Annotated in this window: 12 protein-coding genes and 1 pseudogene; 3 read left to right on the plus strand and 10 right to left on the minus strand. The window is 58.5% G+C overall.

The window, feature by feature from the left end:
• Positions 1–149 precede the first annotated feature (149 nt).
• On the plus strand, positions 150–1172 hold the full coding sequence (locus IE188_RS14670; RefSeq protein ID WP_191287268.1) for an Ldh family oxidoreductase: 1023 nt from the start codon (positions 150–152) through the stop codon (positions 1170–1172).
• On the opposite strand, the gene IE188_RS14675 is transcribed toward IE188_RS14670, so the two are convergent.
• The 6 genes and pseudogenes from IE188_RS14675 to IE188_RS14700 form a co-directional block, all read right to left on the minus strand.
• Positions 1169–2194, minus strand: coding sequence for a trans-3-hydroxy-L-proline dehydratase (locus tag IE188_RS14675; protein ID WP_191287269.1), 1026 nt, complete (start codon positions 2192–2194; stop codon positions 1169–1171). The genes IE188_RS14670 and IE188_RS14675 overlap by 4 nt on opposite strands.
• A gap of 141 nt (positions 2195–2335) precedes the next feature.
• A complete protein-coding gene (locus IE188_RS14680) occupies positions 2336–3646 on the minus strand; it encodes a TRAP transporter large permease (protein ID WP_191287270.1) in 1311 nt (436 codons plus the stop codon).
• Positions 3643–4182 (minus strand): TRAP transporter small permease subunit, encoded by a 540-nt coding sequence (locus IE188_RS14685; protein WP_191287271.1) that lies wholly within the window; start codon positions 4180–4182, stop codon positions 3643–3645. Before IE188_RS14685 ends, IE188_RS14680 begins: the two co-directional genes overlap by 4 nt.
• 57 nt (positions 4183–4239) lie before the next feature.
• Positions 4240–5304 carry a TRAP transporter substrate-binding protein DctP gene (gene dctP / locus IE188_RS14690; RefSeq protein WP_191287272.1) on the minus strand — a complete coding sequence of 355 codons (1065 nt, stop codon included), beginning with the start codon at positions 5302–5304 and terminating at the stop codon, positions 4240–4242.
• 162 nt (positions 5305–5466) lie between these two features.
• The gene (locus IE188_RS14695) at positions 5467–6426 is read right to left on the minus strand and encodes a dihydrodipicolinate synthase family protein (protein WP_191287273.1); all 960 of its coding nucleotides are present in this window, start codon (positions 6424–6426) and stop codon (positions 5467–5469) included.
• A 699-nt stretch (positions 6427–7125) separates the two neighbouring features.
• Positions 7126–7863: pseudogene (locus tag IE188_RS14700) on the minus strand (DUF1403 family protein); the annotation flags it as partial.
• A 126-nt stretch (positions 7864–7989) separates the two neighbouring features.
• Here IE188_RS14700 and IE188_RS14705 point away from each other — a divergent pair.
• Positions 7990–9048, plus strand: a complete 1059-nt coding sequence (locus IE188_RS14705; RefSeq protein WP_191287274.1) for a tyrosine-type recombinase/integrase — start codon at positions 7990–7992, stop codon at positions 9046–9048.
• A 39-nt stretch (positions 9049–9087) separates the two neighbouring features.
• On the opposite strand, the gene IE188_RS14710 is transcribed toward IE188_RS14705, so the two are convergent.
• Together IE188_RS14710 and IE188_RS14715 are read right to left on the minus strand one after the other, a co-directional pair.
• Entirely contained in the window at positions 9088–10179 is a 1092-nt protein-coding gene (locus tag IE188_RS14710) for a ParB/RepB/Spo0J family partition protein (RefSeq protein ID WP_191287275.1), read from the minus strand.
• Positions 10179–11564, minus strand: coding sequence for an AAA family ATPase (locus IE188_RS14715; RefSeq protein WP_191287276.1), 1386 nt, complete (start codon positions 11562–11564; stop codon positions 10179–10181). The genes IE188_RS14710 and IE188_RS14715 overlap by 1 nt, the downstream gene beginning before the upstream one ends.
• A 491-nt stretch (positions 11565–12055) precedes the next feature.
• Here IE188_RS14715 and IE188_RS14720 point away from each other — a divergent pair, with 491 nt between their 5' ends.
• Positions 12056–13252, plus strand: coding sequence for a replication initiation protein (locus tag IE188_RS14720; RefSeq protein WP_191287277.1), 1197 nt, complete (start codon positions 12056–12058; stop codon positions 13250–13252).
• Between the two features lie 45 nt (positions 13253–13297).
• Here the strand turns inward: IE188_RS14720 and tmpB are convergent, their stop codons facing one another.
• Both tmpB and tmpA read right to left on the minus strand, forming a co-directional pair.
• Positions 13298–13897 (minus strand): (R)-1-hydroxy-2-trimethylaminoethylphosphonate oxygenase, encoded by a 600-nt coding sequence (gene tmpB, locus IE188_RS14725; RefSeq protein WP_191287278.1) that lies wholly within the window; start codon positions 13895–13897, stop codon positions 13298–13300.
• Positions 13894–15039 (minus strand): 2-trimethylaminoethylphosphonate dioxygenase, encoded by a 1146-nt coding sequence (gene tmpA, locus IE188_RS14730; protein ID WP_191287279.1) that lies wholly within the window; start codon positions 15037–15039, stop codon positions 13894–13896. The genes tmpB and tmpA overlap by 4 nt, the downstream gene beginning before the upstream one ends.
• Positions 15040–15062 lie beyond the last annotated feature (23 nt).

The raw sequence follows: 15062 nt of genomic DNA on the forward strand, positions 1-15062 counted from the left end.
CTCAACATCTGAATTTTGGATACATTTAGCGATATTGCCTTTCTTTTCAAACAAAATTTGGCTTTGGGTATACTTGTCTCGGGTTGATATCACGGCCGAAAATGTTGTATCCAATATCCAGCTTGAAACATTTGAGGGTGAGATTAGGAATGAACACCGTTGTCCCCTTGGAAATTGAACGCCTATCCAGGCTCAGCACGGATATCTTAACGAAACATGGCTTTAGCGATCAGCACGCGACTGCCATCGCGAAAATCATCACGACGTGTCAGATAGATGACTGCCATTCGCATGGGCTTTTCCGATTGTTGATGTGCTGTGAAACGATGAAGGCGGGAAAGATCGACGGGCAGGCTCTTCCGGTCTTGCACGCGACCGAGGGCGCCGTCACACGGATCGACGCCCGGCAAGGGATGTCACTTCTCGCGTTTGAAGCTGGCTTACCCCGGCTGATCGATAACACCCGCAAACACGGCATTGCGGCGCTGGCAATCAATCGGTGCTTTCATTTCTCTGCCCTTTGGCCTGAGGTCGAGCAGTTGTCATCAATAGGACTGGCGGCAATGGCGATGGTGCCAAGCCATTCGTGGGTGGCACCGGCAGGTGGGAAGCGCGGGACGCTTGGGACGAACCCACTGGCCTTCAGTTGGCCGCGATCGGGCCGGAACCCTTTCACGTTCGACTTCGCCACCAGTGGATTTGCAAGGGGCGAGATTGAGCTTTATCTGCGTGCAGGTAAACCGCTTCCGGAAGGCGTGGCTGTTGACAAAGACGGTTATCCAACAACCGACCCCCAGGCCGCTTTGGATGGTGCGATGCTGACATTTGGCGGATATAAAGGCAGTGCTCTATCCATCATGATCGAGCTTTTGGCCGGTCCGCTTATTGACGATCTAACAAGCATGGAAAGCATGAAATTCGCCGAGGGCATGGGCGGCGCCCCCTATCATGGAGAGTTGATCCTGGCCTTCGACCCCGATCACTTCAGCGGCGGCCAGACGGCCCGGAACGACGCCCGTGCCGAACGGCTGTTTGCAGATATCGTCGATCAGGGAGCGCGCTTACCATCGCAACGCCGTTTTGACGCGCGCGCGCGAAATATCGCCCGAGGATATGTCGAAGTCCCGGCAGCTCTTTTTGAGGATCTCAAGACCCTTCAGAATGGGGGCTAAGCGCCCCATGTATCGCTAAGACGATATCCATCTGGCCACGGGTCATCGGGATCCAGCATGTGCTGATGGATCCCGGTAATCCATGCCCTGCCACTGATTTCGGGAAGGATGGCGCGCCGGCTGCCCACGTCTGACCAGTCGAGTATACGTCCGGTGAATCGTGACCCAATGATCGAAACGGCATCGAAGGTCTGTCCGACCTGCATCTGCCCTTTCGCCGCCATAAGCGCCATGCGTGCAGACACCGCTGTGCCGGTGGGTGAGCGATCCACCTTACCAGGTTGAATGGCCACCGCGGACTTACCGGTTAAACCTGTTTCGGTCTTGCTGAGCGGACCACAGAACGCACAGAACGAGATATGATCCCATTCCGCATTCGTAAGATGCGAAAATCCCAGTTGATCATTTGCCGCATCGGTAATGGCCACGCCAAGGCGCGCGATATCCTTTGCTTCTCCCTCGGCAATTTCAAACCCCAGTTCATTGGCGTCCACGACAACAAAACTGTCGCCGCCATACGCCGTGTCCACCGTGATTGTGCCGAGCCACGGCACCTCAAGCGGCACGCCTAACTTGTCGGCAAAGCTGGCTACGTTTTGCACGAAGATACGCTCGGCCTTGCCGTTGCGACATTCCGCCCGTACGCGCACCAACCCGCCGGGTGCCTCCAGAACCAGATGCGTTTCCGGCTCCTGCATCGGTATGATCCCGCCGTCCAACAGAACGGTCGAGACACAGATCGAATTTGATCCCGACATAGGCGGGGTGTCTTCGGGCTCCATGATGATGAACGCCGCATCCGCTTCGGGGTGCTTAGGTGGCACCAGAAGGTTCACGTGCCGAAAGACGCCGCCGCGTGGTTCGTTCAACACAAAATTCCGCAGAGTTTCATCACGTGCGATGAATGAGCGCTGCTCCCAAAGCGTGTCTCCGGGTGGCGGTTGCACGCCCCCGACGATGACATCCCCGACTTCGCCCTCGGCGTGGGCTGATATGACATGAATAGTTTTGGTGCTGCGCATATCATCGCTTCCTTAGTTCGATTGGGGCAAACAGTCCCAGTAAGGTAACTGCAAATGGGTTGGTCGACACAAGCCGCCATTCGTTGGGGCTTGTGTCGAACGGACAATCAGTGCTCGTTTTGCACACGACCCTTTGGCACGTCACAACCCGACAAGGATCGTCGGCAACCATGTGGCAATGGCCGGGAACAATATGATGACCAGCAAAACAAGCATCTGGGCTGCCACGAAAGGCAAAACGCCGCGATACATTTGCCCATAGGTCATACTGCTTGGGGCAATCGATCGAAGATAGAAGATGGACGGCGCCATGGGAGGGGTCAGATAAGACGTCTGGATCACAACCAACACCATCATCGCAAACCAGATCGGGTCAATCCCTGCGCTTTTCACAATCGGGGCGAAGATCGGGATGAAGATCAAGACAATCGACACCCAGTCAAGGACAAAGCCAGCGAAAAAAACCACCACGAGGAAGAAAGCGATAATCCCCGCATTGCCGTATCCGATCGTGGCGACCGTATCGCGCACCAGATTGCCACCACCGGTAACAGCGAAAATACTGGTGAACATGGTCCCACCCGCAACGATCAGCATGATCATCGACGTGATGCGCAGCGTCACGCCCAGAGCGTCCATCAACATCTTCCAATTCAGTTCGCGGAACATCATGGTCAGCACAAGCGTGCCCGCAGCCCCAACGGCGGCGGCTTCTGTCGCGGACGCAGCCCCGGCCAGAAGCGAGCCCAACACCATCCCGATCAAGGCAAGCGGAGGCAGCAATGCGGTCATGGTGACCCAGAGCTTTTGGGACATCGGGATTTCACGTTCTTCGCGTGGCAATGGAGGCGCATCAGCAGGTTTGCGGATACTGCGTATCAAGACGTATGCGATAAAGAACGTAACCATCAGCAACCCCGGCAGGATGGATGCCGCGAACAGTTGACCAATGGATAGCTGTGCGATGGACGCGTAAACGACGACGATGACAGACGGTGGAATGATGGTGCCCAACGATCCACCCGCGCAGATTGTGCCCGCGATGAGGTCGTTTTTGTAACGGGCCTTCATCATCGCCGGAATGGCCATTAAGCCCACCACGATTTCGACGGCTCCCACGACACCCGAAGCCGCTGCGAAAATCGCGCACATCGCAATCGTAGATAACGCCAGCCCACCGGGAAACCCGCCCAGCCACAGCTGCAATGCATAGAAAAGACGCTTGGCGATGCCAGATCGTTCCAGCACGGCCCCCATGAAAATGAACAGGGGAATGGCGGCCAACACAAAATTCGACGCGGTGTGAAGAAGCGCGCCGTAAAGCTGAAGGAAAATAAGGTCGCCGAACACCGTCAAACCAAACCCAACTGCGACAATCATCAGTGAAAACGCTACGGGAAGGCCCGCAAAAACAAGGATGAAAAGCGCCGCAAACATCAGAAGTGGGGTCATTGGTCAATCTCCAACGCTTGCAGTTCGGCATCGGTTTCACCCGGGCTTTTTTCGCCAAGCAGGAATTTCAGAGCTTCGACGACGAATTGTAGCGCGAACGCAAGAAGACCGACCGCAATGACCAGATAGAAGGGCCAAACAAGCGGCGCCCAAGGGCTGACGCTTTCCACTTCGCCTGTCACAAACGCCTTAAAGGCTTTGGTCCCCGCAACCCAAGCAAACGCAAAGGACACCGGTGCCATGATCAACAGATAAAACGATCCGTTTACAATCTGTTGCACACGCATTGGAAATTTCTGGGACAGGAAGTCGATACGGACATGGGCATCTTCGCGCAAAGAATAGGCGGCCCCCAGAAGAAAGATCGAACCGTTCAACATGTAAGAGATGTCAAACGCCCAAAGTGTCGGCGCCCCAAACACGTAGCGGGCTGTCACTTCGTAAAGCATCGCCCCAATCAGGGTGATGATGGCCAACCGTCCGAGGATGCCCAGAACATCTGAGAACCACTCGACGCTGTTTCGAAATAGCATCATGGAAACCTCCTGAACGAGACGGCCGACCACAGGATCGGCCATCTCTGAGAGTTTGAGTTATTCGGCGGTATCACGAACCAGGTAGCCCGAGTTTTGGGCCCAGCCGGATTGATAAGCCAAATAGCTATCCAAGACGTCCTGCATTCTGGTGTTTCCGCTGTCCGATTGCGCGGCAGCTTGGGCGCGTGCCCAGTTGCGGCCCGCCTCGCGGATCTTTTCGGATTCAGCACGATCCATTTGAATCATTTCGACTTTCGATTTGCGGAATTCGTCCATCGCTTTGATGTCGCTGTCACCGAAACGCGTGTAACTTTCATAAGTGCTCAGCTTCGCCGCAGCGGTGATCAGATTTTGGAGATCCTCTGGCAACGCATCCCAAGTCTCTTGCTTCACGAACACTTCCCACAAGAACGATGGCTGCTGCACGCCTGGCATGATCAAATATGGCGCAACCTCGTGGAAACCTTCGGTGATGTTGGCACCAGGGGTGGACCATTCAATCGCGTCAACGCCTTTTCGCTGCAGCAGCGTATAGATTTCGTTGCCCGGCACCACGGTCGGCACACCCTCAAAACTGTCCTTCAGAACCTCTGCAAACGCTCCGGAGGTCCGGTACTTTACGCCTTTGAGATCAGCGACGGTTTCGATCTTGACGTTTGAATGCGCCATAATCTCTGAGGTGCCAATGCCGACGACCAGGCTGTGCAAGCCCATATCATCGCGCCGGAAGTCTTGCAGCAGCTTCTCTCCACCGCCTTCATACACCCAATGAAGTGTTGCTTCCGCGGACATGCCGCCGGGGAAGCTGGCGAACACGGCGTTGGTTGGATCTTGGTTAACAAGGTATGATGGGGTGGAATGACCCGCTTCAACGATCCCATCCTGCACCGCCTCGTACGCCTTGAATGCGGGTGCCAAAACGCCTGCGCCAAAAGGCTGAATATGCACACGATCCTGTGTGATCATCCCGACATTTTTCACAAAGCGTTCCATGAAGTTCTGGTAAAGAAATGACCCTTCGCCAATGGCAGCCGTCATTTTCCAATTGATCTCGGCCGCGTATGCATGGCCGGTGGATGCAACCGCCAAGGCGCCAGCTGTGAGCATGGATACTAGTTTCATTGTTTTCCTCCGTTAAGTCGTTGAAACACCGACCGTTTCGCTGAACGATTGTCGGCAAAGCTAAGATCGGTTAGGCCGATTTCTTCTGTTGTTGTGGATGTGATCCGACGCGGAGCGGCCCCTGCGTTGCAGACCGCCTCGCGCCGCCCCCGCGGCTATGTGCTACAGGCATTCCGCGATGATCCCGCCCTGCGTGGACCAATCGGCAAACCAGTTACGGAACTGCATGTATTGCTGTTCGCAGTAGTTGCGCTGCGCATCGCTCAGTTCATCTGTCGCGTTGAAATGCAGCCTGTATTCTTCTTCCCCGTTCAGAACGAGGAGGTGTTTGTAGAAGAGCACCAGATCGGTTCCTTCATCAAATGAAGCCAGAACGGTGAATGCTTCTTCCAACTCTCGTGCGCGCAAACGAGCTTCTGCATGACCTTCCGCAGCTTTCTGGGACAGCGCTGCCAACAACAAAGCTTCTTTTGGAAGTGCCGTGCCGATGCCAGTGATCGAACCGGTTGCACCTGCCCGGACGAATCCGTGATAGACCTCGGTGTCAACGCCGACCATCAGCGTGACCCGTTCGTCTTTGCTGGTGATGTGCTCGGCGGCGTAGGTCAGATCATCTTTGCCACCAAACTCTTTGAAACCAATCAGGTTTTCATGTTCCGAGCGCAGCGCGAAGAACAGATCTGCACGCGTCGCAAAGCCGTAGACCGGGCTGTTATAGATAATCGCAGGAATGTCCGGAGCGGCGCTCAGAATAGCTTTGAAGTGGTTTTTCTGGGCCACCAGCGAAGATCCACGAGACAACACACGCGGGATCACCATAAGCCCGACGGCACCAACTTCTTGCGCGTGGGCAGCATGCGCCACTGCGGATTTAGTGTTTACAGCGCCGGTGCCAACAACGACCGGAACACCGGCGGTGACCAGACGCTCGACGCCCTCCATCCGCTCTGCATCCGTCAGAAGCGGCCAATCTCCCATCGAGCCGCAATAGACGACGGCAGACATACCAGCCTCGATCATCTCTTTGCCCTTTCTGACGAGGGCTTCAAAATCTGGGGCTCGGTCCGATGTGCAAGGCGTCATCAATGCCGGCATCGTGCCAGAGAAAACGTTTTCGTTCATGGCCGGTTCCTTTTTCAGTTCGACTGCCCTTCCCCGCACAATGCGCAACGGGTCGGGTAAACAGTCAAAGTGCTTCTCCAAAGTTGATTCTGGATTCTTAATAACGGATATTGGATACATTATCCATACGAGAAATGCAGTTGCCGTGTAGCGAACTAGGCTGCATTTGGTTTCCCCAAAAAATTAAGTCTCAGACATCAGCGTAGAATCCCAATTCAGATTAACATCGGGGCTGACAGCAGCCACCAACCTTGGACAATCTTGGAGAAAGCGAGCAACTGGTCGCTTAGATCTGCGGATGCCTTAATGGCCTCGGCGAACTGCGTCTTGGTGCGGAACTCCATCCGCCGGATACTAGCGTTAGCTCATAAGGCCGCCCCACGAGCTCGGCCTGGATGTCACTGTACCCTAATTAATCAGATTCTGCGGATTCGGCGTACTATTGTCGGGTTTTGTACCCTTAATTCCAATATATCCACAGAGTACACCGCGAGCGATCAGTCGGCGCTCCGCGCTGTGTAGTGGGGTTATGTAAGCTGACATGCAACCGAAGAAGTGGAGGTTGTCCACAGATCCGACAGTCTGGCGATTAAGGGGACAATATTGGAATTAAGGGTACAGTATGAAGAATAAGGGTACAAAGCCCTATTGATATCGTTGGAATATTTCAGGCGAGATTCCGATTAATTAGGGTACAGTCACAGCGGCCTCCGCGCCTTTGGCGCGCAGCTTCGGCGCGACCACTTTGAGTTGCGCTGCACGCCGCGCGAGGTCAGTTGAAAGACGCACGGCATCACCCGACGATGAGACGAACGCACGATGACAAGCCGAGTGTAGGTCTTCGCCTCGCTTGCGCATGTCGGCGCGTTTCAGGCCTGTGGTCAGAAGCTGCACAAGATGATCCCAACCAAGCGCCTGAGCGAGGGTCGCGTCAGCAAGGACGAGTGCGGGTACCTCGGCACGGGGGGCATCGCTTAGTACCGCCTCCAGCACCATTGCCGCGCGACTAACCGGTGCACCCTGCCCGGCATCGAGCCAACTCGTGATCTTGTCACCCTGAAGTGCAGGCAGCGCCCGGACCAGAGCTTTCACGGTCACCGGCCTTTCCGTGGCGCGACGCCACGCCAGACAGGTTTCGCCTGCCGGACCGGGCAGGTCGCCGGGGCGCAGCAGATGAACCACATCGCGAAGCTCCCCTGCCCGCTCTGGACGACCCGAAAACGCGACACAAGCCTCCGTCGCACGCAGCGCAAGCCTCTCCCGCAACAAGGCCTGGGGTACAGGATCGCACCCTAGCACGAGATGTAAGTGGTTGAGTGCCGCACCCTACAAAAACGCCAAATCTCCAAGGGTTTCGGCGCGTGCCAATGTGACCCAGGGCGGCATCTGGGGTAAGCTAAGAGGGTCTCTGTCGAAGGTTGGGCGACCATATATCATGTCACGACACTATCTCGCGCCGGCGCTTTTGACTACCAAATACTGTAAAAACCGCCCCTCTTCGCCGAACAGGGTTATGTCCAATAAGCTTGCCTTATCGGACATAACGTGAAAAAGCTGACTCCCATGAGCAAACCGCCCGAAAACATCCCCGCAGACGCGGACCCGGAATCGCAGTCCGCCCCCCTGCCCCCGCAGGTCGCGCCCTCGGCGGCGCTGGAGCGTCTGGCGGATTCCGCGCGCCGCTATGCGCAGGCGTCCACGTCCGACAACACGCGCAAAGCCTATCGCGCCGACTGGGCGGACTTCACCCGGTGGTGCCGGTTGCGCGGCGCCGATCCCCTGCCCCCCGCGCCGCAGCTTGTGGGGCTGTATCTGACCCATCTGGCGACCGGTGACGACATGGCCCCGGCCCTGTCGCCGGCCACCATCGACCGGCGCCTGTCGGGCCTGTGCTGGATGTATGCGCAGCGCGGGATGACCCTGGACCGCCGCGACCGCCACATTGCCGCGATCCTGTCAGGCATCAAGCGCAAACACGCCCGCCCCCCGGTGCAGAAAGAGGCCATCCTGGCCGACGACATTCTGGCCATGGTTGCCACTCTGGGGTTCGACCTGCGCGGCCTGCGTGACAGATCCATCTTGCTTTTGGGTTACGCAGGCGGACTGCGGCGTTCGGAAATCGTAAGCCTTGATGTCCACAAGGACGACACGCCCGACAGCGGCGGCTGGGTCGAGATCCTCGAAGATGGTGCGCTGCTGACCCTGAACGCTAAGACCGGCTGGCGCGAGGTTGAAGTCGGCCGCGGATCGTCCGACCGGAACTGCCCGGTCCACGCGCTGGAACAGTGGCTGCACTTCGCCAAAATCGACTTCGGCCCCCTGTTCACCCGCACTTCGCGCGACGGCAAACGCGCGCTGGAGGCACGACTGAACGATCGCCACGTGGCCCGGCTGATCAAGCGCACGGTGCTGGCCGCCGGCATTCGGGCGGACCTGCCGGAAAAAGAGCGGCTGGCCCTGTTTTCGGGTCACAGTCTGCGGGCGGGATTGGCCAGCAGCGCCGAGGTGGACGAACGTTTCGTGCAGAAACATCTGGGGCACAGTTCCGCTGAAATGACCCGCCGTTACCAACGCAGGCGTGATCGCTTCCGCGTCAACCTGACCAAGGCGGCGGGGTTGTGACCCCGGCCCGGTTTCGCTGCGAAACCCCTGCCCCCGATGCTAAGGTTTCTCAAGCCAGCGTTCGACCTCGCGAATGATCGCGTCAACCATTTCGGCATCGACCTTGCGGCCTTCGAACCGGATCGAGTAGCCGCGGCTGTCCACCTCGCGGCGCAGGATGAACCCGGTCGAGGTCGCGACCTCAGGGCCACGTTCGCGCCGGGCCGATGGCAGCTTGGGGCGCCCGCCCCGGCTTTTGTCACGCCCGGACCCTTCATGCTGTTCGATGACGCTTTCCAGCACCGCCCATTCGTCCTCGGCATCCGCGATCTGAGCTTCGGCCAGCAGATTGCGGATCTCGGTCTCGGCACCTGCGCGCAAGGCGCTGGCAAGGCGCAGGCCCTGCCGTTCGCTCAGCGACTCGGGAAATGTCAGCATGTCGCCCAGAGCTTCGAACACCAGCGCAAAGGACCGCACCTTGGAGCGCTTGGCCTTGGACGCGGCGGAAAACAACTGGTTCACAGCGTCTTCCAACGTGTCGAAAATGCCGCTTTGGGCTGAAATCGCCGCGATACGCCCGCGCTCAAAATGGCTCAGATCGGCGCGGACCTCGTTTTCCTCGACCATCGCCACGAAAGCGGCAGGCAGCGTGTCAGGCAGCTTGATCAGCGCCTTGATCGAGGCATATTTCTGATCCCCCGTCGCCGCCAGCAGCCCGCGCATCGCCAGGACGCGACGATAGCCCGAGATGATGCCGTATTTGCGCCCTTCATTCGGCTCGATCAGCTCATAGAGCTCGACGGGAAGCCGCAACCCGTTCTGCCGGATCGAGGCGCGCAGCTCGTCCATATCGGCCTCGTCCATGGTGATCCGGTCGCGCACCATGTCGTCGCTGTCGATCTGGTCCAGCGGCACCTCGACCATCACCAGACCCTTGTCATGGGCGGTGCGATGGGCTTCGGCGTCGGCCTTGTCACGGGCGGTCAGACTACGGGTTTCAGCGTCCAGCACCTGGCTTTCGCGGGCGGCCTCGGCGGCAACCTGCGCGATGGGGGCCATCGGGGATCGGCGGGTGGTTTCGCTGCTAAACTCCTCTTCGATGCGGCTCAGGTCTTCGGCGCTGGGGGCTTCCAGTTTGCGTCGTTTTGCCATCACTTATCTCCTGCCTGTGTCATTTGAAGGTCGCGCCACCAGCAGCCCAGCATGATCTCTTTCACCTCGGCCCATGTCCGGTCAAAGGTTTCGCGTCCGCGCACGTACGTGTCACGGTTGAACTCGCGGTAATCGGCCTCATAAATCCCGTTCACCTGCTCGCCGGCCTGCCCGACCATCGCGGTCAGTTCCTGTCGATATGTGGTCATGAAGTCGCCGAAATAGGCCTGGATCACGTTGGCCAGATCCGTCTGCTGACCCGCATCGAACCGAGTGATCAGGGCGCGCACGGCGTCCCATTCAAAGCGGATTTCCGGCAGGCCATGCGCGCGCCGCATCGAGTTTTCGCCATCTTCGATCGACGCGAAGGTGGAATAGAGCATGTCGAAGAACCGGCCTGTCGAATCAAATTCCAGGAACGACGCGCCCAGCGGGATCAGCAGGATGTCAGCCGCCGACAGCGCATTGATGGTCAGATAGCCAAGGGCAGGGGGGGTGTCGAGGATGACGAGGTCGTATTCCTGAAGCAGCCCCTCGCTTTCCAGAAAGCCCGACAGCGCATCCCAGAGCGGCCAGGAGCGCATTTGCATCCGCCAGACCGGCACCTGAAACTCGGCCCAATAGAGGTTTAGTTGCGCGCCGATCAGGTCAATGTTCGGCCAGTGCGTTTTCTGGATCACCTGTTTCGCAGCGAAACCCATCGCTTCAGTCAGGGTTTCATCAAGGGGCAGGGGGTCTTGCCCGGCAGCCGCGCGGACCTTGTTTTCGGCCTCGACATGCTGGGCATAGTGCTTGGCCATCAGGGGGAAGGCGGTCTGCCATTCATCCTCGACCTGCCCGCCCATGATCGAGGTCATGGAGCCCTGGCTGTCCAGATCGACCACCAGCACGCGGTAGCCATCAAGCGCCGCCGACATCGCCACATGCGCGGCGGTCGAGGTCTTGCCAACCCCGCCCTTGAAATTCGCCACCGCGATCACCTTGGCGTCCAGACCTTCGGGGCGCCAGGGCCGGTATTCCCGGGTCGAGACACCTTCGGCGGCGAAGAAATCGCGCAGCTTCAGGACGTCTTCCAGCGTGAACCACTTGGCCCCGCCATCACCTTCGCCCTGGGGCAGGTCGGGGTTTTGCTTCAGCACGCGGCGGAAATGGGCCGGGGCGACGGGGATCAGGTATTTGCAGATCTCCCACGTTGAAAAGCGGCGCAGGCGCTTGCGCCCGTCAGGGGCATAGCCGCGCTTGGCCAGATCATCGCGCCCCTTGGAGGCGAAGGCGGCGGCTTTGGCGAATCGGGCAGTGCTGATAGGGTCGGATAACTTCGCGCTGGCCGCTTCGGGGTCGATGTTGAAATAGGGTGGGGGAGGGGTCTTGGGGTTCTGTGCCATCTGCTCTCTGCTATATACGCGGTTTTTTACGTTGTTGCGGCAAACATCGCACATCACGATCAGGATGGGAACGCCTTACAGGTTTCGCTGCGAAACTTCTTTGAAAAAGGCCCCAACATACTTGTAGATTCTTTTAGGGTTTTAGAATCTTTGGTCCTAATTATTCCTTACTTATCAGAACGCTAAGTTGGTTTGGGGACCAGCCCACAGGGCGAATGGCACCCGCATACGGGATCAGAGGCCCCGATTCGCAGGGGCAGGGACTCCTGTAAACGGGAAGAGCGGTTCCAGGACTCGGTTTTGCGGTTAACCCGGTGTTTTCAGCCCGTTCCGGCACATCACGCGCCTTTCACCATCCCGTAGACAGGTTCCTTTCACCGATAAGGCACCCGGATACGGGACCGGGTGTTTTGGTCAAAGGCACCCATGTTCGGATTGAGCGAAGGTGCCATTTGTGGCATAAGGGGCAAAACCCATAAAGGGACGAGCAGATGGAACAGCAGGACAGAACGCGCCTGACCGGAGCGTTGAAGCGCGAAAGCGTGAAGAAGAACGTCGCAGCCATTCACGTGTCAGGGAAACTGTCTCTGTTACAGCGGAAATTGTCCAATGTTCTGCTTTTGAATGCCTATGACACGCTGACCAGCCAAAGCAGCCACCGGATCGACGCGCAGACCCTGTGCCTGATGATCGGCTATAACTCCAACGATATCGACACGCTGAAAGCGGCGCTGCGGGGGCTGGCGGAAACCGTGGCGGAATGGGACATGCTGGACGAGGCGGGGCGGCAGGAATGGGGCGTTTCGGCGCTTTTGTCCTATGCCAAGTTGAAGGGGGGCGTGTGTGAATATGCTTATTCGCCGGCGCTGGCGGAAAAGCTGCATGATCCGAAAGTGTTTGCCCTTATCAACCTGAACATCCAGCGGCAGTTCACCGGCGGGCATGCGCTGGCGCTGTATGAAAACTGCTTTCGCTTCGTGAAAACCGGGTCGACCGGCTGGTGGTCGCTGGACATCTTCCGCCGCCTGATGGGCGTGGACGGGTCGGAGTATTACCAAAGTTTCAAACATCTGAACGCCAAGGTGATCAAACCGGCGGTGGCCGAGGTGAACAAGGTGTCCGATATCATTGTCACGCCCGAGACCCGCAAGATGGGGCGCGCGGTGTCGGATATACGGTTCCTGATCCGGCGCAACCCGCAGCTTGCCATCCTGAACATCGACGATGGGGAAGGGACGCGCACCAGCCGCACCTATGCGCGGTTGATGGAACTGGGGGTTAGCGACCGGCTGGCGCGACAGTGGATTTCGGAACATGGCGAGGATTACGTGGCGGGGAAGATCGACTATGTCGCGGGCCAGCCCGAGGTGCGCAGCCCGGCGAAATACCTGAGCCGCGCGATCAGCGAAGATTACCTGCCCGCGGACAAATCCGCATCGCAAAGGTCAAACGATCCGGCGATCAAGGATCGTGTGGCGAAGCTGAAACGGGTGCAAAGCCTGGTGCAGTCGCGCAGCCCGACCCAGCGGGACGCGGACAAGCGGCTGTTCATGAGCCAGCTGACCGACCCCGCTCGTCGGTTGGATTTTGAGAAACACGGCTGGATGTCAGCCTTGAATGCTGACGCGATTTTTTCGTTTTGGGCTGAATTGGTGCCTGATGACGAAGCATTGGGGGCCGGGGTTTGAGACCTCGTTCCCCGTAGAATAAGACCCTGATCCGGCCATTAGAGACTAATTCGCGGCCGTATCCTTGCAGTGCCGATCGACCATCCGCTGCACCATCGGGGCGAAATGCCAGAAGTCCGGCGTTTCCATGTCGGCGCGTTTGCCTGCATCATCCAGATATCGCACGGCGATGATCTGTTTCAGGTTGGGGTTCTGCTCGAACGCCGCGACCTCGCCCGCGCTCATCGTGCCGCCTTGCAGCATAAGCGAATGCACGGAGGCCTCGCTGAGCCGTTTGAAATACTCAGGTTTCGTTGCGCACAGATACCGTTTCGCCGCCACGTGAAACCGGACGCAATCGGTGATCACGCTGGGAAAGAAGCGTTCCAGCACCTCGGCGCCTGCGTCTTCGTGATGGCGGTCTTCGGTATCATCCGGGTGATAGGTGCCAAATTCAGAGGTGAAATGGCCAATGTCGTGCAAGAGCGCGCCGACGATGATGTCTTCTGGCTGACCGTTTTGCTGCGCGATGGTGGCGCCTTGCAGCATGTGTTCGGCCATGGTGACGGGTTCGCCCAGATATTCTTCTCCGCCGCGACGATCGAAGATTCCACCGATGAAATCGACGATTGTGTCGGGGGTCAGGGTGTCGATGTCGGGTTTCATTCCGCAGCCTCCTGCGTGCTGGCGCGGCACATCGCGGCATAGGTCGATCGCAACCCGTCCTTGTCGGAATAGCATCCCTGAAGCCAGCGCGTGCCGGTGCCGGAATAGGCCTTGCGGGCGTGCAATACGCGGGTGTTGTCGACCACGAAAGCCTCGCCGGGTTCCAGACGGAAGGTGACTTCCATGGCGGGATCGTCAATGATCTCGCCCAGGCGGCGATAAGCGGCGTACCAGGTTTGCATTTCGTCAAACGGCACGTCGGTCACGGCGGCCAGCGAGCGGTTGTTGAACCGCACCGCGATCAGTTCGCCATCCGGGGCCAGTTCGATCATCGGACGACGGGATCGCAGGCAGACGCCATCTTCGCCCGCATATTCGAAACGGGCGCAGCAGGACGATAATGCGGTGAAATAGTCAGAGTTTTCGTCCCGCAGGCGCAACGCGGCGGCGAACCCGTCAACCACCATGTTTTCACCACCCGCCGCGGAGCTTTCGAGGCAATAGAGCACTTGCACCGAGGGCACCGGGTCACGATAGGGGTTGTCGGTATGGGCTTGCAGACCCATCCCGGTGAAGGCAAGGTTGGTGGGGTTCACCTCGGTCCGGACCTCGAATTTGCGACCGTAGTTGGTTTCGCGCACATAGCCGAACAGATCGACCACCTTGAACAGGGCGCCGTCCTCGACGGGTCCGTTTTCCAGCTTGCCGAAACCGTAGCGGTTGACCAGCGCCAGCCAGTCGCGCAGGGCGCGCTGGTCGCGTGTCATGGCGGCGAAGTCACCGGTGGGGACCGAGCCCATCAGGCGGGCGTCCCAAGGCTCTGTTCCAGCGGAAAGCCAGCCTTTCTGCACCGGGGCGGGGCGGTCATAGGCGTTCTGTGCCAGCCAGTGCGCGTCATAGGTGACGGTTTTGCCTTCGGGTGCGAAACGCACCTCAACCGCGTCGCCATTCACGCTGGCATCGGTGATATGCGTATCCGCCGGGATGTCGCGCAGGGCGACCAGGCGCTGTCCGTTGCCCGGCGCGCGTGTGTCTTCGTCCCACGCATTGTCGCGCAGCCACATGGCGTGGAAGCGGAGGGGGTCATCGGGGGTGGTCAGGGTCAGAATCTGCCCCGTGGGATCAATTTTTGCAGCAAGCATGGTGTGTCCGCTTATTGGGTGAA

Source organism: Aliiroseovarius zhejiangensis (assembly GCF_014656375.1).
In the GTDB taxonomy this organism is placed as follows: Bacteria; Pseudomonadota; Alphaproteobacteria; order Rhodobacterales; family Rhodobacteraceae; genus Aliiroseovarius; species Aliiroseovarius zhejiangensis.